This is a genomic window from Christensenella sp. MSJ-20 (assembly GCF_044357945.1).
GTDB lineage: Bacteria > Bacillota > Clostridia > Christensenellales > QAND01 > QAND01.
Map to the genome: position 1 here is coordinate 64,529 of NZ_CP076563.1, position 25,615 is coordinate 90,143.

Below are 25,615 nucleotides of genomic sequence, written 5' to 3' on the forward strand. Positions count from 1 at the left end.
GGCATATCACAGGAGGTGAAGAAGATGGCATGGACGCTTTGTGCGGTAACGGATGAAAATCAGGTAAATACCGTGGCTCAGGTGGCGCAAGAGATATGGCACCAGCATTATGGAGATTTATTGGGAAAGGATCAAGTGGACTATATGGTGGACCGGTTTCAATCGGCGCCCGCCATCTCCCGCCAGCTGCGGGAGGAAGGTTACCGGTATTATCTCGTTCTGGTAGATGGGAAGCCCAATGGCTATGTGGGACTGGTTCCAGAGGGTGACCGGCTGTTTTTGAGCAAGCTGTACCTGCGCGCTCAGGTCCGGGGGCAGGGGATTGCCCGTGGAGTGATGGACTTTCTTTGCAATCTATGCAGGCTAGAGGGGTATCAAACCATCTGGCTTACCGTCAACAAACACAATGCCGGGTCCATCGCGGTTTACCAGCATCTGGGCTTTCGGACGGTGGACAGCCAGGTGGCGGATATTGGCGGCGGCTATGTGATGGACGATTACATTATGGAGTTTACCGTGACCAATCCATGTTAAGAAAACGCCTTGGAAGGATCCAAGGCGTTTTTCTAATAAAGGCCGCGTTGCTTGCGGGACTGCGCCATGGCCTCTACAAGATATTCCTCCGGTAGGGCTCTGGGACGTCCCCTGCCTACGGCGGTAAGATAGATTTGGCAGAGGCGCTCTAAGTGGTCGGTCGCTGAAAGGGCGTCTTCTATGGAACGGCCTACCCCCACGCCTCCGTGATTTTGCAGCAGGACTGCCGCGCGATCCCGCAAAGAGGCACCTGTGTTTAGTGCCAGAGGGGCGCTTCCGGGCGGCGCGAAGGGAGCGACGGCGATGGAACCGCCCAGATAGAGAACCGCTTCAATATCCACGGGCGGGATGGTGGCGATCCCCTCCAGGCTGGCGGCGGTTACGGCATAGGGGGAATGGGTGTGGACCACTGCCATGACATCGGGCCGCAGCTCATAGATTCTCCTGTGCAGAGACATTTCGATGGAAGGCGGATAGGGGCCCTGGGCGCCTGAGCCATCCAGCCGCACCAGACAGAGGTCTTCCCGGGTCGTTATGGGGTAAGGCCGTGAGGAGGGCGTGATGACAAAGGCGTCTTCATGGGTCCGGACGCTGACGTTGCCGGACGTTCCCAGGGCATAGCCCCGCTGACAGATGGCCTGGATGGCGGCGATGACCGCGTCTCTGGCCTGATCCTGGGTATACATGGGCAGTCCTCCTATTCAGATGTTGTGTTTTTTTATAGTGTAACATGACGGGATGTTTCCATCCATCCCATTGAGGAATTTTGTGGTATGATAAAGGAAAAGACAAAGGAGGCGACTATGGCCAGAATCCTTGTGACCGGCGGAGCCGGGTATATTGGCAGCCACACCTGTGTGGAACTCCTCAACGCCGGGTATGATGTGACCATTGTGGATAATCTCTGCAACAGCAAACGGACGGTGGTGGACCGCATCCAGCGGATCACCGGCCGGCAGATAACCTTTGTTGAGGCGGACGTACGGGACCGGTCGGCGCTGCTGTCCGCCCTTGCCGGGGTGGACGGGGTGATCCACTTTGCTGGGCTGAAAGCGGTGGGGGAATCGGTAGCCAAGCCCTTGGCCTACTACGACAACAACCTGGGCAGCACCATTGCCCTTTGTGAGTCCATGGCAAAGAGGGGAATCCGCGCCCTAGTGTTCAGTTCCTCGGCCACGGTGTACGGTGATCCCGCTGCCGTCCCCATAAAGGAGGACTTTCCCCTTTCTTGTACCAACCCATACGGCTGGACCAAGCTCATGGGAGAGCAGATCCTGCGGGATACCGCGGCGATCCATGGAGACTGGGGCGTTCTGCTGCTCCGGTACTTTAATCCCATCGGAGCCCATGAGAGCGGGGAAATCGGAGAGGATCCCAATGGGATCCCCAATAACCTCTTGCCCTATATTGCCAAGGTAGCGGTGGGCCTGCTTCCCGCCCTCACCATCTATGGGAACGATTATCCTACCCGGGACGGCACCGGTATCCGGGACTATATCCATGTGGTGGATCTGGCCCGGGGCCATGTAAACGCCATAGAATACGCCCTAAACCATCCTGGTGTGGAGGAGATCAACCTGGGTACCGGAACCGGATCCAGCGTATTGGAGGTGCTTCACGCCTTTGAACGGGCCTGCGGCAGGCCCCTACCCCATGTGATTGGCCCCCGGCGGGCGGGGGATGTTCCCGCCTGTTATGCTGATATCACAAAAGCTGCCCGGCTGCTGCACTGGCGGGCGGAGAAGAACTTGGATCAGATGTGCCGGGATACCTGGAATTGGCAGAGCAAAAATCCCCATGGCTATGGGGACTAACGTAGAGGAGGGACGTTTATGCGGTTGACCTTGATGGGCACGGCCCATGGGTATCAGACCTACTGCCGGTTTGTATCCTCCTCCCTTTTGGAGGTAAACGGCAGAATGTATTTGATTGACGCCGGTCCTCCGGCGGATGGATTGATCATCCGGCAAGGGAAGGATGTAAAACGGCTGAACGGCGTATTTATCACCCATATGCACGAGGATCATGCTGGGAGCCTGCCGGGTATTGTAAAATGCCTCAACCGCCACCCTTATGAGGATCAGCATACCCACTTTGTGCTGCCCCAAGAGGGGGCTTACGAGGCCCTTATGGCTTGGTGCACCATGCTCCATACCAACATGAAGGAGGGGCTTATCTCCCATACCGTAGCTCAGCCTGGCGTATGCTTTGACGACGGCGTGCTGAAGGTAACGGCCATCGGGAACCACCATCTGCCCTGCGATGAGGGGTACCTCTCCTACAGCTATCTGATGGAAGCGCAGGGAAAGAGCATCCTGTTTACAGGAGATCTTTCCTTCGGATGCGCAGACTTTCCCATGATCGGCACGGAGCGGGATATCGATCTCTGCGTCTGCGAGTCCGCCCACATCACCCCGGAGAACACCTTAGATAAACTGATGCGGTGCCGGTTTGGACGGCTGGTGTTTAACCATCTCCATGAAAAATGGCATGGAGAGGGGGAACAAACCCTTTACGACAGCTATAAGAGCGTTCCCTATCCCATCCAGATCGGTCATGACGGGGACGTGCTTGAGCTATAAAAAGCGGCTTACGCCGCCCTGTTTGGAACGGGAGATATGAAAAAGACGACTGCCATTGGCAGTCGTCTTTTTTTAGAATGGACACGGAAAACCGCTATCTACTCCACTCGGAAGAGAAGTTGGCCTGCCGCTACATTATCGCCTTTTTCCACGTAGATGGCGGATATCGTACCCGCCCGGGGGGAGACCACGTTGGTTTCCATTTTCATGGCCTCGATGACGGCTAGAATGGTGTTGGGAGTGACGGCATCGCCTACCTTCACCGGCACCTTGGAGACCATACCGGGGATGGAGGCTCCGATCTGGGTTTGGTCGTTGGAATCCGCCATGGTGGGGGCGTTCCGCTGAGCGGCGTCCTCATCCACCTGGATGGAGACCGCCCGCTGTGCGCCATTGAGTTCGAACAGCACGTTTTGGGTGCCGTCCTGGTTGATCTCTCCAGGGCCGATATATTTGATGATCAGGGTTTTGCCGTCCTCGATGGTCAGCTCAGTGGAATCCCCGGGATCCATGCCACGGAGGAACACATGGGTGTCCATGGAGGAGAGGTCGCTGTATTCCGAAAGGAAGTCCAGATACTCCTCAAAGACCTTGGGATAGAGGCAGGCGCTTAGTACGCTGGCGTCGTCCCTATGGGTCTCGGGAAGGCTGGCTCGGACCGCCTCCAGATCCACGGGGGGCAGGAGCTGTCCCGGGCGGCAGGTGATAGGTTCCTCACCCTTTAGCACGGCCTTTTGCAGGTCCACCGGGAATCCGCCCTTGGGCTGGCCCATCATTCCCTTGAAGTAGGAGATCACGCTGTCGGGGAAGTGAAGGGTGGCGGCTCGCTCCACGATGTTGTCGGGGGTCAGGTTATTTTGCACCATGAAGATGGCAAGATCGCCTACCATCTTGCTGCTGGGAGTCACCTTGATGATATCGCCCAGCATCTGGTTGACGGTGGAATACATGGCCTTGACCTCCTCAAACCGATGGCCGAGGCCCAGGGATTCCACCTGGGGCTTGAAGTTACTGTACTGTCCGCCAGGGATCTCCAGCTGATAGATCTGGGTATCCGGGCTGTTGAGCCCCGCCTCAAATTGGGCGTAGAGAGGGCGCACCTGGGACCAATATTCGCTGAGCCGGCTGAGGGCCTGCTTATCCATACCAGGATCCCGCTCGGTGCCGGCCAGGGCATAGCAGATGGCGTTCAAAGAGGGCTGGCTGGTAAAGCTGCTCATGGAGCTTAACGCGCAATCCACGATATCCACCCCAGCCTCGGCAGCCAGCAGGTAAGCGGCCACCTGGTTTCCGCTGGTGTCATGGGTATGGAGATGAACTGGAATGGAGAGCTCCTCTTTTAGCGCCCGGACCAACCGCTGGGCGGCGTAGGGCTTTAGAAGCCCCGACATATCCTTGATGCACAGCATATGGGCGCCGGCCTTCTCCAACTGTTTTGCTAGATCCACATAATAGGAGAGGGGATACTTATCCCGGGCGGGATCGTCAATATCTCCGGTATAGCAGATGGTGGCTTCGGCGATCTTTCCGGCGCTGGCTACTTCGTCCAGGGCAAACGCCATCCCGGGCAGCCAGTTGAGGCTGTCAAAGACCCGGAATACATCGATACCCCTGCGCGCGCTCTCCCGGATAAAGCCTTTGACCACGTTGTCGGGATAGCTGGTATAGCCTACGGCGTTGGCACCCCGCAACAGCATCTGGAACAGCACGTTGGGGATCCGGGCCCGGAGCTCATCCAGCCGCTTCCAGGGGGATTCGTGAAGGAACCGGTAGGCCACGTCAAAGGTGGCCCCTCCCCACATTTCAAAGGAGAAGGCGTTTGCCATGGTATGGGCCATAGCCCGAGCGGGAAGGAGCATATCCAAGGACCGAACCCTGGTGGCCAAAAGGGACTGGTGGGCGTCCCGCATGGTGGTATCGGTAATTAAAAGGCGCTTTTCCGCCAGCACGGCGTCGGCTACCGCACGGGGGCCCTTTTCATCCAGAAGCTGTTTGTAACCATTGGGAAGGGGGCCATCGGGAACTCTGGGAACCTTGGGCAGCAGCACCGCGGGGCGGGGCTGACGATCGGACTTGATGGATTCCTGAGCGATATACCGGAGGACCTTGGTGGCCCGATCCTGAGGCAGCTCGAAATTGAACAGGGAGGGAGTGTTATCGATGAACCGGGTATCACACTTGCCCATGAGGAATACGGGGTTCTGCAAGACGTTGACCAGGAAGGGGATATTGGTCTTTACCCCTCGGACCCGAATTTCGTTGAGGGAACGGAGGGCTTTGCGGACCGCTCCCTCAAAGGATCGGTCAAAGGTGGTGATCTTTACCAACAGGCTATCGTAGTAGGGGCTGATCACCGCGCCGGCGAAAGCATTGCCGGCGTCCAGCCGAACGCCGTTGCCGCCGCCGCTGCGGTAGACCGTCATCCGCCCGGTATCGGGGGCAAAGTTGTTTCGGGGATCCTCGGTGGTAACCCGACACTGGATGGCGAATCCTCGATGGGAGATATCCTCCTGGCGCAGGTTCAACTCGGGAGAAAACAGGGAATAGCCCTGTGCGATCATAATCTGTGCCTGGACCAGGTCTACCCCGGTAGCCACTTCGGTGACGGTATGCTCCACCTGGATGCGGGGGTTCATCTCAATGAAATAATGGTTGCCATGCTTATCCACCAGGAATTCCACCGTCCCAGCGTTGACATAGCCCACCTCATGGGCGATCTTTAGAGCGTCCGCATACATGGCCTCCAGCTCGGACTTGGCCACCGTAAAAGCGGGGGTGAACTCCACCACTTTTTGATACCGCCGCTGGACGGAGCAATCCCGCTCATACAGGTGCACGATGTTGCCGTAGTTATCCCCCAGTACCTGGATCTCGATATGTTTGGGATCCTCCAGGTATTTTTCAATGAAAATATCGCCGTTGCCAAAGGCCTTTTCCGCCTCGTTCTTTACCAGCTGAAACTCGGAGCGAAGGCTATCGTCATCATAGCAAAGGCGCATGCCGCGCCCGCCGCCGCCTGCCGCTGCTTTGAGCAGAACGGGATAGCCGAACTCCTGAGCCAGACGAACGCCTTCTTCCACCGATTCCACCGGCTTGGTGCTGCCGGGAATGGTGGGAACACCGGCGCGTTTCGCGATGGCCTTGGCGGCCAGTTTATCGCCCATCTGGGCCAGCACATGGCTGGGAGGGCCGATGAAGATGATGCCCTTTTCCTCACAGGCTTTGGCGAATTCAGCATTTTCGCTTAAAAAGCCGTACCCTGGGTGGATGGCGTCCACATGCTTTTCTACCGCCAGGTCCACGATACGGTCGATATCCAGATACGCGGCAACCGGCCCCTGGCCGCGACCGATGAGATAGCTCTCGTCCGCCTTACTGCGGAAGAGGCTGGTGTTGTCCTCCTTCGTATAGATGGAGACCGTCCGAAGGCCGAGGTCGTAGCAGGCTCGAATGATCCGTATGGCGATCTCGCCGCGGTTGGCGACCATCACTTTAGAAATGGAGTGTTCCAAGTTATAACCTCCTAGAATTGAATCTTTCTTATCATATTATAGATGTGGATATTTTGCAATCTTAAAATTAAAAAATTGCAAAATGCGGTGTAGTGGAACGAAAAATGGAGGTGGGGGAGCGAAGGGCGGGAAGCGGAGAAGGACGGGGAGGTCCAAGAGCACGTCAGACCCAAGGAATTTTCCCGAAAACCCGGTTGACGGAAGGGGGGAAAGAACGTATCATAATACCATTCTAAAATGGACGGACAGGCGAAAAAGGCGGCCTCCGGAGGTTGTGGGAAATGGAAAGGATGCAGGATCATAGAGCGCGTATGGGCATGGCGGCAGCCATCCCCATCTGTGTAGGATATGTGCCGCTGGGACTGGCCTGCGGCATTGTGGCCGCAAAAGCAGGGTTGAACCTTTTGCAGGTGGCCCTGCTTTCGGTGTTCCTATACGCTGGCAGCGGCCAGTTTATGATCTCCAGCATGTTCGCTTCGGGAGCGTCGCCTCTGTCCATCGGGGTCTCGGTGGCCATGGTGAATATGCGGCATCTGCTGTATGGGTCGGCTTTGGCAAAGTATTTCTTTGGGGAACGGCGGTTGCATGCCGCGCTCTTTGCCGCGGAGCTCACCGATGAGGCATTTGGGGTCAATATGGGACGGTTTCAGCAGGGAAACTGGACGCCGCATTCCGCCCGTTTTGCCAATACCACTGCCCATCTTACCTGGATTCTCTCCAACTGCCTGGGGGTGGTGGTAGGGGGATTTTTACCCCTGGATACCACCATCATCGGCTTTAGTATGACCGCCATTTTTATCTGCCTTTTGATGATGCAGAAGAAGACGCCGGATCACCTTTGGTCCATGGGAGCTTCCGCTTTAGGGGTCGTGACGGCTAAGCTCATGGGATGGGGTCAGGTGGCCGTACTCCTGGGCGCTCTCCTTGGCGTGGCCGCGGGGATGCTTGCCGGGGAGAAGAGGGGGAAAACGAGATGAGCTGGCAGAGTTTTTGGATCATTTTTGCCATCACCGTGGGGTGCAACCTTCTCTGTCGGCTGACGCCGATGCTGGCTCTTTCCGGCCAGCGGATGGGGGAGAACATTACAAGGGCGCTGTCCTATATTCCAACGGCGGCCTTTGCGGCCCTGGTCATGAGCGACCTGTTCAACCCCGCGGCGCTATCCCTAGGGCTGTGGCCATTTTTGCGGCCCGCCGCGGCGGCGATTCCCGTACTGCTGACGGCCCGCTGGACCAAGTCTCTTGGCGCGTGTATTCTGGTGGGAGTTGGAGGATATTGGCTTTTGACACTTCTATAAAAATGCAAGTGGACAGGCAACGAACTGCAAATTTTGAAGAGAATGGGAGAAAAGAGTACGCCGAAAGGGATTCGACGTACTCTTTTTTGGCCGGGTTTGGCCAGGGATTGGCCGTAAAGGGCCGGTTCATAGGAGAAACGGAGGATGAGAGATGCCCTATTGGCGGCAGAACCCAATTTGTGGGATCAGCGGGTGTTTTCGCCGGCTAGGCGGGGAAGGCTCTCGGAAAAGGGCGGATAGGCCACGCCGTTTTCGGTTATGATGGCGGCAATGAGCTGATGGGGAGTTATATCGAAGGCGGGATTGTACACCGGAACATCCTGAGGAGCGGAGGGCGTTCCACAAAACTCGCGGACCTCCTGGGGATCTCGTTCCTCGATGGGAATCGCGTTGCCGTCGGGACATTGGAAATCCACGGTGGTAAAGGGGGCGGCGATGTAGAGGGGAATTCCATGATAGGCCGCCAGCACCCCCAGGCCATAGGTTCCGATTTTGTTGGCGGTGTCCCCATTGGCGGCGATCCGGTCCGCTCCGACGATCACGGCTTGGACCTTGCCCTGAGCCATGACCCAGGCGGCCATATCGTCACAAATGGTGGTGACGTCCGCGCCGGCGGCCAGCAGTTCATAGGCGGTGAGCCGAGAGCCCTGTAAAAGGGGCCGGGTTTCATCGGAATAGATTTTAGGCCGAATCCCCTCCTCCAAGAGGGTATAGATGGGAGCTAGGGCGGTGCCATAGGCTCCGGTGGCCAGAGCGCCGGCATTGCAGTGGGTAAGGATCCCATTGCAGCGCATCAATAAGGGCGCCCCCTGCCGTCCAATGGCTTTACAGGTTTCAATATCCCGCTCTAGCACCGCCTGCGCTTCTTGAAACAGCGCTTTTAGCATTACGGCTGGGGAGGTGTCCTGAGGCAGCCCATGGGCAAACTCCTCCATATGCCGGATGGCCCAGAAGAGGTTGACCGCCGTAGGGCGGGCGGTGGACAGATATACGCCGGTTTTTTCTAAAAGGGCGATGAGTTTCTGGTGGTCCTGAAAGGATCCGCATTTTGCCCCCAGGTACATGCCGAAGGCCGCCGCGTTCCCTATGGCGGGGGCGCCCCGCACCATAAGGGTACGGATGGCATGATGCATTTGCTCTGGGGTTTCCACCTGCACCACAATCCGCTCCTGGGGAAGCCGGGTCTGGTCTAGGATCAGGATTTTACTGTCTTCCGTCCACAAGGGCATCAGGGGTTGCGTCATGGGGAAGCCGCCTTTCTTTTGGAGTATGAATTTATCATAGCATGGGCGGCTAGCTGGGAAAAGGGAAATATGTTATGCTGAAAAATATAGGATTGCCTGCAGAAGGATATGGAAAAAGGTGGAGAAAAGCGATGGACCTACGGATGGTGGAACGGGTGCGGGAGGACCCGGTTGCGCGAAAAGGGTTCTTTGATTTGGCCCAAGAGGTGTTTGGCCTGTCCTTTGCACCATGGTATGAGGGAGGATATTGGACGGACCGGTACATTCCCTATCTGTTGATGGATGGGGAACGGGCGGCGGCCTGTGCCGCCGTGAACCTCATCTCCACTCGATTGGAGGGAGTTCCCCGGCGCTACGTGCAGATTGGCACCGTGATGACCCGCAGAGAATTTCGCGGCAGGGGATTGGCGCGGCGGCTTCTGGAAAAAATCCTCCATGACTGGCGGGACCGGTGTCATGGCGTCTATCTCCATGCCAATGATAGGGTACTGGACTTCTATCCAAGGTTTGGATTCGTGCCGGAACGGGAGTATCAGCGGATGGGGACGATCCAGCCCCGGCCTGGAAAGGTCAGAAAGCTGGATCTTTCCCATCCCGGCGACCTGGCTCTGCTTCACAGGTGTTACAGGGAGGCGCCCAATCCCTTTTCCGCCCTGCCTATGCTGGATAACCTGGGCTTATTGATGTTCTATTGCGGCGGCCCCTTAAAACACTGCGCCTATTATTTGGAGGATTTGAACGCCGTGGTGCTGTTGGATCATGCGGGTCCGGAAATGATCTGTTATGATGTGTTTGGCGGGCAGGGAAGCGCCCTTGGCGCGGTGTTGGAGGTGGCGGCTCCAGTGGGAGTGGAAACTGTGCGGCTGGGCTTTACCCCTCTGGATGAAACGGGCTGGCGGACAGAACCCTATGTTGAGGAGGACACCACGCTGTTTGTGCTCGAGGGGAAGGAAAACCCCTTTGCCGGCCGAAAAGTGATGATGCCTTTGCTATCCCACGCATAGCGCTGGTGAGATAAAAATAAAAAGGCGGTTCCATTGGAACCGCCTTTTTGAATGAACTCAATCGAAGGCTTCGATGAGCAGATCGTACATTTTAGGATTGGTGAGGTCGGGGCTGGTGGCCTTGTCATAGGCCAGCTCGCCCTCTACGAAGGTGGCGATGGATTCGTATTCATCATCAATCACTGCGAGGTCAGCATCCTTGGTGGGCAAGATAGAGCCCTTGTGCCGCTGGATCCCCATCAGCTCCGCCGGAGTACGGCTGGCCATCTGGATGGCGTCCTCCATGGAGACGCCCAGTTTTTCCACCAGGTTGCCGATGCCATACAGCACATATTTGCTAGAGCTGTTGATGGTGCCATCCTCCAGATGCATCAGGCCGTTTTTTTCGGAGATATTGATGACGCCTTTGATGTTGTACTTTCCGGGCCGCATGGCGCTCATGGCATCGGAGTCGCTCATGAGGAGAATCTTGTGGGTGGGCTTCATCCGCAGAAGGATCTGGATCATCTCAGGACAGACATGGTAAAAATCCGGGATCAACTCGTTGTATACCCGGTTATCCAACAGCACAGCGCCGTAGAGGGATACCTCCCGCTGGTGGATGGGACGCATGGCGTTGAAACTATGGATGCCCACCTTTACGCCTTTGTTGAAGGCGTGCATAGCCTCGGCGTAGGTTGCGTCGCTGTGGCCCATGCCAAGGATCATCCCACGCTCCAGGCAGAAATCGATGACCTCATCGGCTCCCGGTACCTCGCAGGCGATGGTCATGTAGGTGACGTGGCCCCGGCCCGCATCCCAGAATTGTTTCATCAGCTCCAGAGAACAGGGTTTCACATCCTTGGCTGCGGTACCGCCATGGCGTTTCACGTTATAGAAAGGCCCCTCCATGTGGATACCCAGCATCCGGGCGCCTTCATAGCCTTCTTCCATGGCGTCGGCGATGGCGGCGTTATTCTCCACTTGATAATCCCAAGCGCTGTTGGTGGGCTGAAAGGCCGTTACCCCTACACTGGGCAGGGCACGGGCCATGTTTTTGACCTCTTCCTTATCCAAGGTCTTGGCGGCCCAGCCTTTGAAGCCGTGGACGTGGAGGTCGATGATGCCGGGGATGATACGACTGTCGCCATAGTCAAACACCTGGGCGTCCACGTCCGGAATGGCGTCCCGCTGGAAAAGGGATGCGATCTTGCCGCCCTCTACCAGGATGGCGCCGTCCATCAGCCCGCCTTCCCCATAGATGCGACTGGATTTAATGAGTTTTTTCATGGTATCTATCTCCCTTTCTGGCCCTGCGGCCGTGTGGTCGAATGGATTCCTATTAGGATGCCCAGGCTTGGGAGAATCTATCCCAGCCATCAACAGGCGGGGTCAGATGATCTGACCAAATGGGCATGCGTTCCATTCCATACTACTATACTTCTTTCATGGGCTCAAGGGAAAAAAGGAAGGGTTTGGAATGGAAGCGCTTCCTACTATGATAAAATAAAAAACAGAGGAGGCGGGCCATGGGGCAGAGGAAACGGCGCATCTATTTAGGCGGGCTGGCTGCGATCCTTGCGGTTTGTTTTGTGGCGGCTGCGAGAGGCGTTCCGCAGCGTTGGCTGGAACGGCTTTTTGAGCTGGACCGGTTGAAGGAAAGCTATATCAGCGTGATTGGCCGGACACAGGAATACTCCTATGAACGGTGTAAAGCCGATATGGAGGAGTTGCAGAAGCGCTGGCCGGAGCTGGTTCGAGTGGAGAGCATCGGGACGACGGCCTTTGGACGGGATATCATGATGCTAACTTTGGGGAACCCCGATTCTCCCAACCGGATTTGGGTGGATGGAGGAATCCATGGCCGGGAATATATGGGGGCTCAGGTGATCCTCAGCCAGGTGGAATTCATTCTGCAAAATGAAAAGGATGGGAGGTTCCGGGGCTGGGAGATATCCGCTCTTTTGGAAAACTGCGGGGTATATATCGTTCCGATGCTGAATCCCGACGGCGTGATGCTTTCCCAGCAGGGGGTGTTTTCGGCTCCTGAGGCGTTTCGAGAGGAACTGGCGGCCATGAACGGGGGATCCCAGAATTTTTCTCGATGGAAGGCCAATGGGCGGGGAGTGGACCTTGGATGCAACTTTGACGCTCGGTGGGAGTTCATTGAAGGAAAACCGGCTCCGGGACCCATGGGGTATAAGGGAACAGCTCCTTTCTCGGAGGCTGAAAGCCGGGCGGTTCAGGATTATCTGGCGGACCGCCCCATGGGAATCACCCTAAGTTATCATGGGGCGGGGGCGGAAGTGTACTGGTGGTACTATCAAAAGGGGGAACGGCTGGTCCGGGATGAGCGCCTGGCTCGGGAGCTGTCTCGGATCACCGGGTATGACTTGGTCAGCGAGGAGCGGTCCAGGGAGAGCAACGGGGGGCTCAAGGACTGGTATTTATCCACCTATGGGAACCCGGGGTTTACCATCGAAATGCGGAGTCCCGAGCCCTGTCCCATCCCCATTCAGGCGTTTTTGGAGGTATATGAGGAGAACAAGCGGGTGATCCTATGGGCCATGGCTTGGATCGCGAAATAGAAAAAGCGCCGAAGGCGCTTTTTTGTTTTGTACGAGTGGATGGTGCGTTTAGTCGGTTAAATCGTCGTTCGTTGCTGTTCTCGGCGGGACGATGGGATCGTCGGGGGTATGGCCGGAGCGGGCAGCTTCCCGCTGGGATTTGGTTTTAATCCGCTGATTGATGAGCACTGAACAGAGGTTGTAGAGGATGGCCCCTACCGGTACGCTGAGGATCATCCCTAAAAGCCCGAACATGCCGCCGCCCAAAAGGATTACCACCAGGATCCAGAAGGCGGGGAGACCTACCTTGGTGCCCATGATCCGGGGGGTGATAAGGTTGCTCTCCAACTGCTGGGCGACCACCGAGATGATGACCAGCGTGATGATCAGGCTGGGATTTACGGTGAGCAGTAAAAGACCGCACAGTACCGTACCGATGACGGGGCCAAAATAGGGGATGATGTTGGTGACGGTCATAATCACGGCGAACAGCAGGGCATAGGGGAATTGGAAGACCAGGAAGGCGATATACTGGGCAAAGCCTAGGCCGATGCTGGTGAGGATTTTGACGCTGATATAGGCGGTAAAGACCCGGTTGGATTCCCGGAGGGTTTGGGTGGCATCCCGCCAAAGGCCCGTGGGCAGCAGGCAGAATACCAGCTTGCGGAACTGGCGAATGAACATCTCCTTGCTGAACAGCAGGTAGATGGAGATCACCACGCCCAGGAAGAAATCGAAGGTAAAGGTGGTGACCATGATTCCCACCCCGATGATGGAGTTTGCCGCCGTCCCCAGGGAGGACATGACCGCTTGCAGGATGCTTTCCCAGCTTAGGGAGATGCCGGCGATTTCCTGGCTGGATACATGGAACCGCTCCAGAAGGTTGGTTAGCATAGCCTTGAAGTCCTCCACATAGCGGGGAAGCTCCTCCATGACGGTAGCTACGTTGGCGGCCACATCGGGGACGACGTAGTATACCAGCAGTACCAGGGACAGGAACACCAGCAAATAGACCAGGGTGATGGACAGCCCGCGCCGGATGTTTTTATGCCGATCCCCCAGAAAGCGGTTTCGACCCAGCAGACGCTCCATTCGATTCATGGGACGGTTTAACAAAAAAGCGATGGCCACGCCGATGAAAACCGGCTTTAACACCGTCAGGAATTTGCCGATGGCCGCCCGCCATAGATCCCACCTTAGAAGCAGAAACACCAGGAGGATCAACAGGGTGCCGATGAGCAGCGAATATTTGACGATATCCCGCCATTTGTTGTTCTGATCCATGACGCCCCCAGAGAATCCCCATCATATGGGGAGAGTATTTCATACTTTACCATATTCCAGCCAGCCCAGCAAGGCGGAGCCCAAGGGCTTTCGGAAATACGCGTGTCTTTTATGGCAGGATATGGTATACTAAACTTATCTTTTAATTTGGTTACGGAAAGGGGCTATGACATGAAGAAACTCATCAAATCCAGCCGCATTTACAGCCATCGGGGCTTGGTGGACGGCGCCATTCTGGTGGATGGCAAGACCATCGTCCGGGTGATGCCCAAGAACCAGATCCCCCAGAATTTCGATGGGGAAGTGGTGGATTACGGTGATAGCCGGATCATTCCCGGCATCATCGATGTGCACAACCATGGGTTCATGGGCTGGACCGCTGAGACCGTGGATCCCCAGGAGATTACCAACTGCGCCAAGGGCTTGGCGAGCGTGGGCGTTACCGGCTTTTTGAGCACCAACGGCAAATGGGAGGGCGTTTTGGAGAACAACGCCATGGCCCACGAGTATATGAAGGAGTATCATCCCGGGGCTAAGATGCTGGGACTCCACATGGAAGGCCCCTTTATTAACCCCGATCGGCGGGGCGGATTTGGCGACGAGGGCATGACCGCGCCCGATCTTGACACCTGCAAAGCCTATTACGAGTCCAGCAAGGGCGCTCTAAAATACATGACCTTGGCGCCGGAGCTTGCTGGAAATCTGGAGATCATCGATTACCTGGTGGAGAAGGGAGTCATTGTGGGAGTGGCCCACAGCGACGCCACCTATGCCCAGACCGTGGAGGCCATTGACCGGGGGGGGTCCATCGGCATCCACACTAGCAACGCCATGCGGCCCATCCATCAGCGGGAGGTATCCGTGCTGGGCGCCGTGCTGCTGGATCATCGGGTTCGCTGCGAGCTGATCCCGGATTTCTACCATGTTTGCCCCGAGATGATCCAGATTATTCTCAGGATGAAGGGCAAGGAGAACGTGCTGCTGGTATCCGACTCCGGCCTGATGTCCGGCAATCCCGCCGGGAAGTACCGCTATGCCGACGGCCGGTATGTGTTCATTGAGAAATCCGGCCTGGTCCATCTGGAGAACGGCACCATCTCTGGCAGCAGCAAGTATGTGCTGTTTGGCATTGGCAATCTGGTGGAGAAGCTGGGCCTGCCCATGGAGGATGTTATCGTTATGAGCGCTCTGGTCCCCGCCCGGGTTCTGGGCCTGGAGGCCACGAAGGGTTCCATTTTAGAGGGAAAGGACGCCGATTTGGCCGTTATCGATGACAACTATGAATCCATTGCTACCTATGTGGAGGGCTCCTTGGAGTACGACGTGAACCACAAGGAGGATTTGATGAATCCCGAAGCGAAGAAGTATCTGGTGGAAGCCTATTAAAAGAGGGAAAAAACGGCCCGCAGCAAAAGCTGCGGGCCGTTTTTTAGATCCGCCAATTATGGCATGGAAAGCATGGAAAAACGGCATCCTAAGTTGTGTTTCAAAAAAATCGCGGAAGTGATCTCATGAAGGAGACGGCATCCTTTCATGGGAGAAACTCCCTTGGGCAAAATGGAAAAGGAGAGGGATAACCGGACCGCTGCCCGTTAATACTAAGGATGCATCCGCGGCCATGGAAGCCATTTCTAGGCTGGTGCGCCATTAGGGGGAGTTCCTCGCCGCGGACGAAAAATAAAGTCCCCTGGGGACGGAGGTTTTGGTTCTGCCCAGAAGGGCAAGGGAACCTATGCCCCCCGGGCAGGAGGAGGCGCGGTATGAAAAAACGGTTTGTTCCGGAGGGAAATCCCATCATCGTAACCCCCGGTGGGCGGCAGAACAACACCACCAAGCGCATGCTTTTGGGATTTGGGCTGATGCTGCTCTACGGCCTGGTGCTGGGCCCGGTGGTGCGGACTCTTTTGCCCAAGGCCTATCTTTTGGTGTCCATCTCGGCGGCCATGGCCGTGGTGCTTTTGCTGAACGCCACCAACAGGCGTGTGCTATATGTATACCGGGATCGCATCGTGGAAAAACGTACCCTGCGTCCCGCCCATACGTTTTATTTTTATAATGTGACCCAGATCAAAAAACGCCGTGGGCAGAAGTATCACATTCAGTTTGGGCACCGGCGGCTGACCATCCCACTGCATCTTACCAATGCTGAGGCCATTTTAAGCTCCATGGAACGGTACTTCAAGCACAAGGACAATGTGGTGCCCATCAGCCTGCTGCGGATTTTGAAGGAGATACAGGTATCCGCATAGGGAAACTGGGTATAAAGAAAGCATGAAATTACCGGAATGCGCCTAGGCAAGGACCGGGAATCATATTATAATGAATGCAAATCAGGGCATAAGGCCCCAAGGAGGATCATGGCTGGATTGTTTGTAAACCGGAATCGGACCGCAGAGGACTGCGTAGAGATCAAATATCCCCTTCAGGTACGGATCACCGCCCTGTTGCTCACCGCCTTTTCCATGCTTTGCTATGCCATGATTCTTTTGGGCTACATGCCCCTTTATGGCCTTACCCTTTTTGTGGTATCCACCCTGGTGCTGTTTTCCGTCATCATGCTGTGTAACGTCAGCATGAATTACCTCAACTGGCGGATTCAGGTCTATGGGGACCGGCTCATTGCCCGGAAGTGGAACATGGCTGAAAAGGAGCTGCCCTTTTCCGAATTGACCGCGGTTTGGGATCCCGCCATGATGAATGAGCTGCGCCAGATGCAGGGAAAGGCTCCCACGAAAAAGAGCGGCAAGCAGTATTGCGCTCTGGTCTTTGGAGGGGACTTTATCTTTGTGCCCATGGACAATGCCAATTCCCCGGCCCTGGTTCAGCGCATCCGCCGCTACTGCGAGGGAATGGATGGCCCGCAGGCTGAAAAGGTCCGCAGGACGCTGGCCTCCATGGAGGATGGCAATTCCAAGGACTAGCCGCATCTGGCCGCGGAATAGCTGGAGAACGGCGGCGCCAAAGAATAGAAAGAAAAGCCCGGCCATTGGCCGGGCTTTGTTTATGGATCCGCAAGAGGGGGACGCTCCATGATGTGATAAGGAAGTCCGGTTCGGGCGTTGGGAATGACGCGGGAGGTTTGGAACCCTGCCCGGCTGTATACCGTTATGGCGCGCTGGTTAAAAGCGGCCACCGAAAGCCGAAAGGGAAGGGGGCCGTAGAGACGTCTTCCGAAATCCAGCCCCACCCGCAGGAAGGATTCTCCTGCTCCACGGCCGCAGAGGCTGGGATGGAGCCCCAGGCCGATGTCCACCGCTGTAGGGGGATAGACATTGGGCAAGAGGGTAGGAATTTGGGCGGAAGGGCCGTAGCAGTACAGTCCCACGGGACAGGGCTGCTGATCGTCCACCACGGCAAAATAAGCGCCGTTCAACAGATGGGCGATGGTCTCGGGGCTGTTTTGAAAGCTGTATTGAGCATAGATACCGGGATAGGTCCAACGGGCGATCTCCTGAGCCCGTTCCCGGTCCATGGGCTGAACACGGATCATGGACGGACGCCTCCTTTGGCTATAATAGCATGCTCGGGGAGAAAAGACCAGGCGGCCACGCACCCATCGACAGCCCTTTGCGTACTCTGATATGGAGTCTATAAAGGGAGTGATACCATGAGTGCAATCGCGGGATTCTTGTGCTGGGACGCCGGCCGTAAAGAGGATATCCTTCTTCAGATGCTAAAGGCCCTCCGCCAAAGGGGCGTCCATGGCCTGGGAGAGTTTCGGGGGGAGTCGGTGGCCCTGGGCAGCGTCCGCTGCGGAGGAGATGAGATCCAGCCCCTGGTAAAGTCCATCCATGGGCGGCAGCTGGCGGTGGTCTTCAGCGGGGAAATTTACAACGAACAGGAGCTCATCCGGGAGCTGGGAGGCCAAGGACACCGGCTGATCCTAAAGTCCGCTCCTGAGATCGTCTTACATAGCTATATCCAGTGGGGGGAACGGTTTGTTACAAGGCTTCGCGGCGTATTCTCCTTTGCCATCACCGACGGCACCAAGCTGTATTTGGCCCGGGATCAGATGGGAGTTCAGCCTCTGTTCTTCTACCGGTATGGGGGGCAGCTTGCCTTTGCTTCTCAGATCAAAGCGCTGTTTCAGTATCCTGGGGTCAGTACCGTGGTGGATGGGGAGGGCGTAGCGGAGCTCATGGCCATCCTGCCCGCCCGGACACCTGGGTATGGGGTGTTTCGGGATCTGGAGGAGCTGCTTCCCGGCCACTATCTTGTCTACGATGGACGGGAGTGCAGGACGGAGTGCTATTGGCGGATCATGCCCAGGGTCCATGGGGAAAACTATGAGGATACCGTGGCCGCCGTTCGGGAACTGGTACGGGACGCCATCCTTAGCCAGAACGCCGATGGGGCCAATGCCAGCATGTTATCTGGCGGTCTGGATTCCAGCATCGTGACGGGGGTGCTGGCCCGGGAACTGGAGAAAACCGGGGGACGGGTCCACACCTTCTCGGTGGACTTTGAGGAGAATGAGCGCCATTTTAAGAGCAATCTCTTTCAGCCCGAGCGGGACAGCAGTTATGCGGAGCTGATGGTTCTGGAAAAGAAAACCCTTCATGAGGACTGCGTCATCTCCATCGACGCTCTCAGCGAGGCCATCCTTCCGGCCATGGGATTCCGCGATTTGCCCGGTATGGCGGACATCGACGCGTCGCTGTACCTCTTCTGCCGGGAGATCGCCGGGCGAACCCATGCGGTCTTCAGCGGGGAATGTGCCGACGAGGTCTTTGGAGGGTATCCTTGGTTCTATCGGGAGGAGCTCAGAAATACCGGATACTTCCCCTGGAGCCGGGACATGGACTACCGGGAGTCCTTTTTGAAAAAAGGTATCCGCCTGGATCTGCCCGGCCATGTAAAGGCCCGCTACGACGCCTATATGGCCGCGCTGCCGGAGTTTCCGGGGGATCAGGACGCCAAGGAGCTTTGGAAGCTTTTCAACCTGAACCTCTCCTACTTTGGCTCCAACCTGGTGGAACGTACCGAGCGAATGAGTTCTCACGCCGGGCTTATGGTGCGGATGCCTTTTGCGGATCCTGCGCTGGTGGAATACGTGTTCTCCATCCCCTGGGAGATGAAGTTTAAAGACGGACGGGAAAAGGGCCTTTTGCGGGATGCCATGCGGGAATACCTCCCCGAGGCCATCTTTGCCCGAAAGAAGAGCCCCTATCCCAAGACTTACCATCCTCGGTATGAGGAGCGAATGCGGGCCATGCTCGGCCAGGTGCTGGAGGATGGAGACGCCCCCATCTACGAATTGGTGGAGCGGCAGGCCCTGATGGATCTGGCCGAGGGAACCGTGGCGCGGCCCTGGTTTGGCCAGCTGATGGCGGGTCCCCAGCTCATGGCCTATATGGTGCAGCTCAACGGATGGCTGCGGGAGTATGACGTGCGGATTCGGATTTAGGGATGTCGATTGGCTTTAATCCTCTTTGTAGGCGAAGCCGCCGACGGCACGTGGCTGCCGCCGCGCGGCGGGGAGGTCTGCCGCCATGCCCATGGCGCCCTTGAGGAGGGGACGGTATCCGGCGCATGTTTTCAAGGGGTATTCGGGCATACTCTAGGGAGAAGCCTTGAGAAAAAGGAGGAATCCCTATGCTGGTTGTATTGGTGCGCTCCGCCATCCTATACATTACGGTGGTGGTGTTTATGCGCATGATGGGGAAACGGCAGATCAGCCAGATGCAGCCCTTTGAACTGGTTATCACCATCATGGTGGCCGATTTGGTGGCGGGGCCCATGGAAAACATGGGCATCCCGCTCATCGAAGGCGTGATTCCCTTGATCACCCTGCTGGTGATCCATAATCTCTTCGACGTCCTCTGCCAGAAAAGCAAGGTGATGCGGCGCATCATCTGCGGTTCTCCCAGCATTTTGATCGAGAATGGGGTGCTCAACCAGAAGGAGCTCCGCAAGCTCAACATCAACATGAGCGATCTGATGGAAAACCTGCGGAACACGGGCAATATGGATATCAGCCAGATCATGTACTGTATCATCGAGACCAACGGCACCATCAGCGTGATCCCCAAAGCGGCGAACCGGCCCGCCACCAGCCAGGAGGCGGGGGTAAAGGCCCAGGAGACCACCATGACCTATACCGTCATCTACGAGGGAAAGGCCGATAAGCAGAACTTGGCCGTTCTAAACCTTTCGGAGGCGACGCTGGAGCGGAACCTGAAGCGACTTGGCTTTCAGGGGATTTCCGATGTCTATGTGGCTATGCTGGATCTGGAGGACAAGCTTTTTGTTCAGCAGAACAAGACCATGAAGGCGTGCACCGCCAATTTGAAAAGGACGGGTACCCTATGAAGAAGATGGCCATATCCCTTTTGATTTTAGCTGTTTTCTGGGGCGGCTCCCTCCTGTGGCAAAACCATGTGGACGAGCATGTGCTATCCCTATCGGGCAAATGCCAGGAGGCGCTGGATAACATTGCCCTAAAAGAGAGCGACCGCGCCGAGGATGCCATGGCGGAGTTCCATCGGATGTGGAAGGATTCCACCGACCATTGGGCCATGATGATGGACCACGCCACATTGGCGGCCATCGAGGAGCATTTTGTGCTGGCTCAATCCTATTGCGCCGCCGAGGAATTTGGATTGGCCTATGGAGAGCTGGCGGCGCTGCTCAACGATTTGACGGGCATTCCGCGGCTCTATCGCTTGGAATGGAAGAACATCTTATAGCCCTCTGGATACAGAAAAGGTTGAAAATTGATGGGTTCTGTGTCACAATAAATCATGTTTTTACGATTCATGAGACGAGGTTATTAGCGTGAAACGTTGGTGGAAACGACATTGGAAGAAGGTTATGGCGGGGCTTTGCCTGGTGTTGATCGTAGGGCTGACCTGGCTAACCATCTACTTTAAGGATATCTATAACCCGCAGAACCTATTTGGGGATACCAAGCCGCCTTCGGTCGACGAACCCAGCGACTACGATACCCTTTTGAGCCAGGCCGATCTGGATTTCCTGAAAAACCGGGTGAATATCCTGCTGTTGGGCATCGACAGCGACAATACCCGCGCCAACAGCAACGATCTGTTCCGCACCGATACCGTGATGCTGTGTACCATCAACTTTGACACCAAGAAGGTGGATATCATCAGCATCCCCCGGGACAGCTATGTCGTCCTGGCCAGCGGTGGCAAAAACAAGATCAACGCCGCGTTCCCCTTTGGCGGAGGACTTAAGGGGAACGGGTTCCAGTCCACCATGGCTACCGTCCAGAAGCTGGCGGGGGGCATTCCCATCGATTACTATGTGGCTGTGGATATGAACGGCCTTTATACTGTGGTGGAGGGCATCGGCGGCGCCGACGTCAATGTGGAGGCGGAATACGTCCACTGTACCTTTGATAAGGCCCACAACAACTGCGGCACCCAGCACGAGCTGGGGGTTCAGCATTTGGACGGCTATCACTTCCTCTCCTATGTGCGGCAGAGGAAGGGCAGCAGCGACGTGGCCCGGGCGGGCCGCCAGCAGCGGGCCATTGTGGACGTGGTAAAACAGTTGAAAAAGAGCAATATGCTCACCCAGGTGACCACCCTCTACAATACTTTTGTTAACGATGTCTATACCAACCTTGATATTCGGCAGCTGGCGGCTTTGGCCGTCTTTGCCATGGATTTGGATATGGAGAACGGCGTGGCCACCCATACCGTGCCGGGAGACTTTTTAAACCTGAAGAGCGGCTCCACCAACATCAGCTACTGGGGCATCAACCAGACTGCCTGGAAGCAGATGGTTAAGGAGATCTTTGGAGTGGATATCAAGGTGGATATGTCCATGGATGTATCCAACATCAAGAGCGAGCTTCAGCAGAGCCAGCAGGCCCTTTTGAGCCTTATCAGCAGCGCCAACGGGGAGATTGAAAGCGCCAACAGCACGATGAGCAGCTTGGGAGAATATATGACCGCTGAGGAGAAAAGCAGCCTTTCCGGCGCCATTGCCAGCTGTTCCAACGCGGTGGACGGGGAGATTGAAAGCGACATTCGGTCTGCATTGTCCGATCTGCGGTCCATCCACAGCGCGGTGAAGACCGCTGCCCAGAACCGGAAGGCGTCCGCTACGCCCACCCCAAGACCCACTACCACGCCATCGGCGGATCCCAGTCCCACGCCGGGCCAGCCCACGCCTACCCCCTCGGCTCAGCCAACCCCTGTGCCGTCTACGGCGCCCACTCCCTCCGCTACCCCTGAGACGGTCCAGGGGGAATGAGTCCGTCATTGTTATGTAAAGGATTTGTGTGATGATTACAATCAAAGAGGTCAAAACCAACCGGGAGCTGAAGCGGTTTATCGAGTTTCCCATGAGCCTATACGGGGAGAACCCCAATTACATTCCGGACTTGGTCTCCGATGAGGTCAACAACCTGCGCAAGGATAAGAACCCTGCTTTTGAGTTCTGTGAAGCGAGGTACTTTATGGCCTATGAGGATGGCAGACCGGTGGGACGCATTGCCGGCATCCTTAGTAAAAAATCCAACGAGAAGTGGAATACCAAGCGATTGCGCTTTTCCCGTATCGACTTTGTGGACGATATGGAGGTTTCCGGCGCTCTCCTTGACGCCGTGGAGGAATGGGCCCGGGAGCTGGGCATGGAGGAAGTCCATGGCCCCATCGGATTTACCGATATGGACAAGGAGGGGATGCTCATCGAGGGGTTTGACCGGATGAGCAACTTCATCACCATCTATAACGCGCCGTATTACAAAGACCATATGGCGGCTCACGGTTACCGGAAGGATGTGGATTGGATTGAGTACCGGGTCAAGGTGCCGGACGCGCTGAACCCCAAGGTGGACCGGCTCAGCAAGTTGGTGCTGGAGCGCTATGGCCTCAGCATCTTTCAACCCAAGAGCATCCGAGAGATACGGCCCTATATGAAGCCCGTTTTCCGGTTGTTGAACGACGCCTATGGGGAGCTTTACGGCATGGTGGAGCTGACCCCGGCCCTTATTAATAAGTACTATAATCAGTTCATCACCATGATCAATCCCCGGTATATCTCGGGGGTGTTGGACCAAGAGGGCAATGTAATGGCCATCGGCATCGTGGTGCCCAGCATGGGGCAGGCCATTAAAAAGAGCAAGGGGAAGCTGTTTCCCCTGGGATGGGCACGCATCCTGCGGGCAACCCGCCAGAAAAATACCGAGCTGGATCTTTTGCTGGTAGCGGTGGATCCCAAATACCAGGGCAAGGGCCTCAATGCAGTGCTGATGAATCAGATGGTGAAGTCCGCCATCGAGGACGGGATGACCTACGCCGAGACCGGTCCCGAGCTGGAAACCAATGAAAAGGTTCAGGCCCTATGGAAATATTTTGACGCGGAGCAGCATCGCCGGCGGCGGTGCTGGATCAAGCGGGTTGACTAGAAAGGCCACCGCTATCATTTTATTGACTGAGGCCGCGCCTTTTTGTTTGGGCGCGGCTTTTTATGGGGAGGAATTGCTTTGATTGAGCAGAGCATACAGGGATTTGTGGAGGGGCTGGCGGCCTGTGAACCCGTGCCCGGCGGCGGCGCCGCAGCTGCTTTGGCAGGCGGAATGGGCGCCGCTTTGGGCGCCATGGCCATCCAGTTTACCGTAGGAAAAAAGAAGTATGCCGACCTGCGGGAGGATCTTGAGCGGGATCTGGCTCTTTTGGAGGAGCTGTCCCAGGGCTTTTTGTCCCTGGTGGAGGAGGATGCCGCCGCGTTTTTGCCCTTAAGCCGGGTATACGCTATGCCCAACGGCACGCAGGAGGAAAAGGAGGCCCGGGAGCTGGCCATGGAAGCCGCCCTGATGGATGCGGTTCAGCCGCCTCTCGGGATGCTGCGGCTTTGCCGCCGTACCGCCGACGCGTTGGAACGGATTGAACGGATGGTGTCCCCCTTGATGATCAGCGATGTGGGTTGCGCGGCGACTTTAACCCAGAGCTGCGCGCAGGCTGCTGCGCTGAACGTATTGGTTAACGCCAAGCTGCTGAGGGACGATACCGTGGCGCAGCGATTGATCCGGGAGACCCAGGAAACCTCCCATCAGGTAGCGGAGATCCTGGGGCCGGTGTATGCTAAGGTGGAGGGCGCCCTATGCCGCAGATATTAAAGGGAGCCCCGGTGGCGCGGGATATCCGAGAGGAGTGCGGCAGACGGGCAGCGGCCTTAAGAGAAAGGGGAATCGTCCCGACCCTTTGCATCCTGCGGGTGGGAGAGCGGCCCGATGATGTTGCCTATGAGGCCAGCGCCATGAAGAAGTGTGAGCAAGCGGGGGTTCGCGCTATCAGCCGGGCGCTGCCTGAGGGTGCGGACACCCAGGGACTGTTGGCAGCCGTGGACCGGTTGAACGAAGACGACAGCGTCCATGGCGTGCTGCTGCTTCGTCCCCTGCCGCGGGGGGTGGACGAAGATGCCGCTAAAGAGCGTCTTTTGCCGCAAAAGGATGTGGATTGCATGGGGGACGGGAACCTGTACCGTGTTCTGGGAGGCGATGAGAGCGGGTTTTTGCCCTGCACGCCTCAGGCTGTGGTGCGCATCCTCGATCACTACGGAATCTCCCTTGAGGGGAAGGAAGCGGTGGTCATCGGCCGGAGCTTGGTGGTGGGGAAGCCTCTATCCATGATGCTTTTGTCCCGGAACGCTACCGTTACTATCTGCCATAGCCGTACCGCCAATCTGGCGGAAGTGTGCCGCCGTGCCGATGTATTGGTTTGCGCCGCCGGTGTTCCCGGTATGGTGGACCGTACCTTCGTAAAGCCCGGCGCCATTGTGGTTGACGTGGGCATCCATCTGGACGGGGATGGGAAGCTCACCGGGGACGCACGATTTGACAGCGTCCAGGAGGTGGCGGGAGGAACCACCCCTGTGCCGGGCGGCGTGGGGAGCGTCACCAGCTGGCTGTTGGTGGAGCATGTGATCCGTGCTTGCGAGACCGCAAAAGCAGAATAGGGAAGAGGGGGAAATCCATGGACCGCTATGAGGAACTGGTAAAGGAGATCGCGCTTTGTAAGAACTGCGTTCTGCATGAGGAACGAAATATGGCGGTGGCCGGTTCCGGCAGCATCGGCGCCGACCTGATGCTCATCGGCGAAGGCCCGGGAGCGGAGGAGGATAAGAATGGCGTTCCCTTTGTGGGAGCTGCCGGCCGGCTTCTGACGGATATGCTGGACGCCGTGGATATTGATCGGAATAAGCTGTATGTTACCAACATCGTAAAGTGCCGGCCGCCCAAGAACCGTACGCCCAAGGACGAGGAGGCTGCTGCCTGCCTGCCCTATCTACAGCGGCAGTTGGAGATCGTCGATCCCAAGGTGATTTTATTGTTGGGGGCCACCGCCCTCCGATATGTTCTCTCGCCCAACCTTAGGATTACCCGGGACCGGGGAACCTGGCATCAGGTGGACGGGCGGTGGATCATGGCCACCTTCCATCCCGCCGCTCTGCTGCGGGATCCCCGGAAGAAGCCGGATTCCTTTGACGATATGGTATCGTTGAAGCTGAAAATCCGAGAGCTGGGGCTAGATGTTTAAGAATATGAATAGTATGAAATAATTCTGTAATATGTTAAATAGCCAAAAAACCATGGTTTTTTGGCTATTTTCTCTTAAATGCTCCGTTTGATGGCGTTTGAC

Annotated in this window: 24 protein-coding genes; 18 read left to right on the forward strand and 6 right to left on the reverse strand. The window is 56.6% G+C overall.

Annotated features, from left to right (window positions below):
• Positions 1-24: 24 nt before the first annotated feature.
• The gene (locus tag KP626_RS00265; RefSeq protein WP_395977200.1) at positions 25-534 is read left to right on the forward strand and encodes a GNAT family N-acetyltransferase; all 510 of its coding nucleotides are present in this window, start codon (positions 25-27) and stop codon (positions 532-534) included.
• A gap of 32 nt (positions 535-566) precedes the next feature.
• On the opposite strand, the gene KP626_RS00270 is transcribed toward KP626_RS00265, so the two are convergent.
• A complete protein-coding gene (locus tag KP626_RS00270) occupies positions 567-1,220 on the reverse strand; it encodes a class II aldolase/adducin family protein (protein WP_395977202.1) in 654 nt (217 codons plus the stop codon).
• Positions 1,221-1,337: 117 nt separating this feature from the next.
• Between KP626_RS00270 and galE the strand changes: the two genes are divergently transcribed.
• Together galE and KP626_RS00280 are read left to right on the forward strand one after the other, a co-directional pair.
• Positions 1,338-2,348 (forward strand): UDP-glucose 4-epimerase GalE, encoded by a 1,011-nt coding sequence (galE, locus tag KP626_RS00275; RefSeq protein ID WP_395977204.1) that lies wholly within the window; start codon positions 1,338-1,340, stop codon positions 2,346-2,348.
• 18 nt (positions 2,349-2,366) lie between these two features.
• Positions 2,367-3,116, forward strand: a complete 750-nt coding sequence (locus tag KP626_RS00280) for an MBL fold metallo-hydrolase (protein WP_395977206.1) — start codon at positions 2,367-2,369, stop codon at positions 3,114-3,116.
• Positions 3,117-3,214: 98 nt separating this feature from the next.
• Here the strand turns inward: KP626_RS00280 and KP626_RS00285 are convergent, their stop codons facing one another.
• Positions 3,215-6,604 carry a pyruvate carboxylase gene (locus KP626_RS00285; RefSeq protein WP_395978897.1) on the reverse strand — a complete coding sequence of 1,130 codons (3,390 nt, stop codon included), beginning with the start codon at positions 6,602-6,604 and terminating at the stop codon, positions 3,215-3,217.
• A gap of 305 nt (positions 6,605-6,909) precedes the next feature.
• Between KP626_RS00285 and KP626_RS00290 the strand changes: the two genes are divergently transcribed.
• Both KP626_RS00290 and KP626_RS00295 read left to right on the forward strand, forming a co-directional pair.
• The gene (locus KP626_RS00290; RefSeq protein WP_395977208.1) at positions 6,910-7,605 is read left to right on the forward strand and encodes an AzlC family ABC transporter permease; all 696 of its coding nucleotides are present in this window, start codon (positions 6,910-6,912) and stop codon (positions 7,603-7,605) included.
• The gene (locus KP626_RS00295) at positions 7,602-7,925 is read left to right on the forward strand and encodes an AzlD domain-containing protein (RefSeq protein WP_395977210.1); all 324 of its coding nucleotides are present in this window, start codon (positions 7,602-7,604) and stop codon (positions 7,923-7,925) included. The genes KP626_RS00290 and KP626_RS00295 overlap by 4 nt, the downstream gene beginning before the upstream one ends.
• Positions 7,926-8,110: 185 nt before the next feature.
• Here KP626_RS00295 and mtnA read toward each other — a convergent pair whose 3' ends face one another.
• The gene (gene mtnA, locus KP626_RS00300) at positions 8,111-9,169 is read right to left on the reverse strand and encodes an S-methyl-5-thioribose-1-phosphate isomerase (RefSeq protein WP_395977212.1); all 1,059 of its coding nucleotides are present in this window, start codon (positions 9,167-9,169) and stop codon (positions 8,111-8,113) included.
• A 131-nt stretch (positions 9,170-9,300) separates the two neighbouring features.
• Here mtnA and KP626_RS00305 point away from each other — a divergent pair, with 131 nt between their 5' ends.
• Positions 9,301-10,173 (forward strand): GNAT family N-acetyltransferase, encoded by an 873-nt coding sequence (locus tag KP626_RS00305; RefSeq protein ID WP_395977214.1) that lies wholly within the window; start codon positions 9,301-9,303, stop codon positions 10,171-10,173.
• A 57-nt stretch (positions 10,174-10,230) separates the two neighbouring features.
• Here the strand turns inward: KP626_RS00305 and nagA (KP626_RS00310) are convergent, their stop codons facing one another.
• Positions 10,231-11,442, reverse strand: coding sequence for an N-acetylglucosamine-6-phosphate deacetylase (nagA, locus tag KP626_RS00310; RefSeq protein WP_395977216.1), 1,212 nt, complete (start codon positions 11,440-11,442; stop codon positions 10,231-10,233).
• A gap of 239 nt (positions 11,443-11,681) precedes the next feature.
• Here nagA (KP626_RS00310) and KP626_RS00315 point away from each other — a divergent pair, with 239 nt between their 5' ends.
• On the forward strand, positions 11,682-12,740 hold the full coding sequence (locus KP626_RS00315; protein WP_395977218.1) for a M14 family zinc carboxypeptidase: 1,059 nt from the start codon (positions 11,682-11,684) through the stop codon (positions 12,738-12,740).
• 48 nt (positions 12,741-12,788) lie between these two features.
• On the opposite strand, the gene KP626_RS00320 is transcribed toward KP626_RS00315, so the two are convergent.
• Positions 12,789-14,003 carry an AI-2E family transporter gene (locus KP626_RS00320; protein WP_395977220.1) on the reverse strand — a complete coding sequence of 405 codons (1,215 nt, stop codon included), beginning with the start codon at positions 14,001-14,003 and terminating at the stop codon, positions 12,789-12,791.
• Positions 14,004-14,174: 171 nt separating this feature from the next.
• On the opposite strand from KP626_RS00320, the gene nagA (KP626_RS00325) reads away from it, so the two are divergent.
• The 3 genes from nagA (KP626_RS00325) (at position 14,175) to KP626_RS00335 (ending at position 16,924) form a co-directional block, all read left to right on the forward strand.
• Positions 14,175-15,389: an N-acetylglucosamine-6-phosphate deacetylase gene (gene nagA / locus KP626_RS00325; protein ID WP_395977222.1), complete on the forward strand. Its 1,215-nt coding sequence runs from the start codon at positions 14,175-14,177 to the stop codon at positions 15,387-15,389.
• A 374-nt stretch (positions 15,390-15,763) separates the two neighbouring features.
• Positions 15,764-16,252, forward strand: a complete 489-nt coding sequence (locus KP626_RS00330) for a hypothetical protein (RefSeq protein ID WP_395977224.1) — start codon at positions 15,764-15,766, stop codon at positions 16,250-16,252.
• Between the two features lie 108 nt (positions 16,253-16,360).
• On the forward strand, positions 16,361-16,924 hold the full coding sequence (locus KP626_RS00335; protein WP_395977226.1) for a hypothetical protein: 564 nt from the start codon (positions 16,361-16,363) through the stop codon (positions 16,922-16,924).
• 80 nt (positions 16,925-17,004) lie between these two features.
• On the opposite strand, the gene KP626_RS00340 is transcribed toward KP626_RS00335, so the two are convergent.
• A complete protein-coding gene (locus KP626_RS00340; protein WP_395977228.1) occupies positions 17,005-17,493 on the reverse strand; it encodes a GNAT family N-acetyltransferase in 489 nt (162 codons plus the stop codon).
• Positions 17,494-17,610: 117 nt separating this feature from the next.
• Between KP626_RS00340 and asnB the strand changes: the two genes are divergently transcribed.
• From asnB to KP626_RS00380, 8 genes are all read left to right on the forward strand, one after another.
• The gene (asnB, locus tag KP626_RS00345; RefSeq protein WP_395977230.1) at positions 17,611-19,410 is read left to right on the forward strand and encodes an asparagine synthase (glutamine-hydrolyzing); all 1,800 of its coding nucleotides are present in this window, start codon (positions 17,611-17,613) and stop codon (positions 19,408-19,410) included.
• Between the two features lie 188 nt (positions 19,411-19,598).
• Positions 19,599-20,315: a DUF421 domain-containing protein gene (locus KP626_RS00350; RefSeq protein ID WP_395977232.1), complete on the forward strand. Its 717-nt coding sequence runs from the start codon at positions 19,599-19,601 to the stop codon at positions 20,313-20,315.
• Complete coding sequence (locus KP626_RS00355) at positions 20,312-20,692, forward strand: DUF4363 family protein (RefSeq protein ID WP_395977234.1); 381 nt, start codon at positions 20,312-20,314, stop codon at positions 20,690-20,692. The genes KP626_RS00350 and KP626_RS00355 overlap by 4 nt, the downstream gene beginning before the upstream one ends.
• An 88-nt stretch (positions 20,693-20,780) precedes the next feature.
• Complete coding sequence (locus tag KP626_RS00360) at positions 20,781-22,226, forward strand: LCP family protein (RefSeq protein ID WP_395977236.1); 1,446 nt, start codon at positions 20,781-20,783, stop codon at positions 22,224-22,226.
• A gap of 31 nt (positions 22,227-22,257) precedes the next feature.
• On the forward strand, positions 22,258-23,382 hold the full coding sequence (locus tag KP626_RS00365) for a GNAT family N-acetyltransferase (protein WP_395977238.1): 1,125 nt from the start codon (positions 22,258-22,260) through the stop codon (positions 23,380-23,382).
• A gap of 78 nt (positions 23,383-23,460) precedes the next feature.
• Positions 23,461-24,093: a cyclodeaminase/cyclohydrolase family protein gene (locus KP626_RS00370; RefSeq protein ID WP_395977240.1), complete on the forward strand. Its 633-nt coding sequence runs from the start codon at positions 23,461-23,463 to the stop codon at positions 24,091-24,093.
• A complete protein-coding gene (locus tag KP626_RS00375; RefSeq protein WP_395977242.1) occupies positions 24,078-24,932 on the forward strand; it encodes a bifunctional 5,10-methylenetetrahydrofolate dehydrogenase/5,10-methenyltetrahydrofolate cyclohydrolase in 855 nt (284 codons plus the stop codon). The genes KP626_RS00370 and KP626_RS00375 overlap by 16 nt, the downstream gene beginning before the upstream one ends.
• A 17-nt stretch (positions 24,933-24,949) precedes the next feature.
• Positions 24,950-25,513: a uracil-DNA glycosylase gene (locus KP626_RS00380; RefSeq protein WP_395977244.1), complete on the forward strand. Its 564-nt coding sequence runs from the start codon at positions 24,950-24,952 to the stop codon at positions 25,511-25,513.
• Positions 25,514-25,615: the final 102 nt, after the last annotated feature.

Excerpts from the sequence above, each read along its gene's own strand:
- KP626_RS00335 (WP_395977226.1), top strand. The coding sequence starts at position 16,361 with ATGGCTGGATTGTTTGTAAACCGGAATCGGACCGCAGAGGACTGCGTA.
- KP626_RS00270 (WP_395977202.1), bottom strand. The coding sequence starts at position 1,220 with ATGTATACCCAGGATCAGGCCAGAGACGCGGTCATCGCCGCCATCCAG.
- KP626_RS00380 (WP_395977244.1), top strand. The coding sequence starts at position 24,950 with ATGGACCGCTATGAGGAACTGGTAAAGGAGATCGCGCTTTGTAAGAAC.
- nagA (WP_395977216.1), bottom strand. The coding sequence starts at position 11,442 with ATGAAAAAACTCATTAAATCCAGTCGCATCTATGGGGAAGGCGGGCTG.
- mtnA (WP_395977212.1), bottom strand. The coding sequence starts at position 9,169 with ATGACGCAACCCCTGATGCCCTTGTGGACGGAAGACAGTAAAATCCTG.
- KP626_RS00355 (WP_395977234.1), top strand. The coding sequence starts at position 20,312 with ATGAAGAAGATGGCCATATCCCTTTTGATTTTAGCTGTTTTCTGGGGC.
- KP626_RS00285 (WP_395978897.1), bottom strand. The coding sequence starts at position 6,604 with ATGGTCGCCAACCGCGGCGAGATCGCCATACGGATCATTCGAGCCTGC.
- KP626_RS00320 (WP_395977220.1), bottom strand. The coding sequence starts at position 14,003 with ATGGATCAGAACAACAAATGGCGGGATATCGTCAAATATTCGCTGCTC.
- asnB (WP_395977230.1), top strand. The coding sequence starts at position 17,611 with ATGAGTGCAATCGCGGGATTCTTGTGCTGGGACGCCGGCCGTAAAGAG.
- nagA (WP_395977222.1), top strand. The coding sequence starts at position 14,175 with ATGAAGAAACTCATCAAATCCAGCCGCATTTACAGCCATCGGGGCTTG.
- KP626_RS00330 (WP_395977224.1), top strand. The coding sequence starts at position 15,764 with ATGAAAAAACGGTTTGTTCCGGAGGGAAATCCCATCATCGTAACCCCC.
- KP626_RS00280 (WP_395977206.1), top strand. The coding sequence starts at position 2,367 with ATGCGGTTGACCTTGATGGGCACGGCCCATGGGTATCAGACCTACTGC.
- KP626_RS00265 (WP_395977200.1), top strand. The coding sequence starts at position 25 with ATGGCATGGACGCTTTGTGCGGTAACGGATGAAAATCAGGTAAATACC.
- galE (WP_395977204.1), top strand. The coding sequence starts at position 1,338 with ATGGCCAGAATCCTTGTGACCGGCGGAGCCGGGTATATTGGCAGCCAC.
- KP626_RS00350 (WP_395977232.1), top strand. The coding sequence starts at position 19,599 with ATGCTGGTTGTATTGGTGCGCTCCGCCATCCTATACATTACGGTGGTG.
- KP626_RS00290 (WP_395977208.1), top strand. The coding sequence starts at position 6,910 with ATGGAAAGGATGCAGGATCATAGAGCGCGTATGGGCATGGCGGCAGCC.
- KP626_RS00375 (WP_395977242.1), top strand. The coding sequence starts at position 24,078 with ATGCCGCAGATATTAAAGGGAGCCCCGGTGGCGCGGGATATCCGAGAG.
- KP626_RS00295 (WP_395977210.1), top strand. The coding sequence starts at position 7,602 with ATGAGCTGGCAGAGTTTTTGGATCATTTTTGCCATCACCGTGGGGTGC.
- KP626_RS00305 (WP_395977214.1), top strand. The coding sequence starts at position 9,301 with ATGGACCTACGGATGGTGGAACGGGTGCGGGAGGACCCGGTTGCGCGA.
- KP626_RS00365 (WP_395977238.1), top strand. The coding sequence starts at position 22,258 with ATGATTACAATCAAAGAGGTCAAAACCAACCGGGAGCTGAAGCGGTTT.
- KP626_RS00315 (WP_395977218.1), top strand. The coding sequence starts at position 11,682 with ATGGGGCAGAGGAAACGGCGCATCTATTTAGGCGGGCTGGCTGCGATC.
- KP626_RS00340 (WP_395977228.1), bottom strand. The coding sequence starts at position 17,493 with ATGATCCGTGTTCAGCCCATGGACCGGGAACGGGCTCAGGAGATCGCC.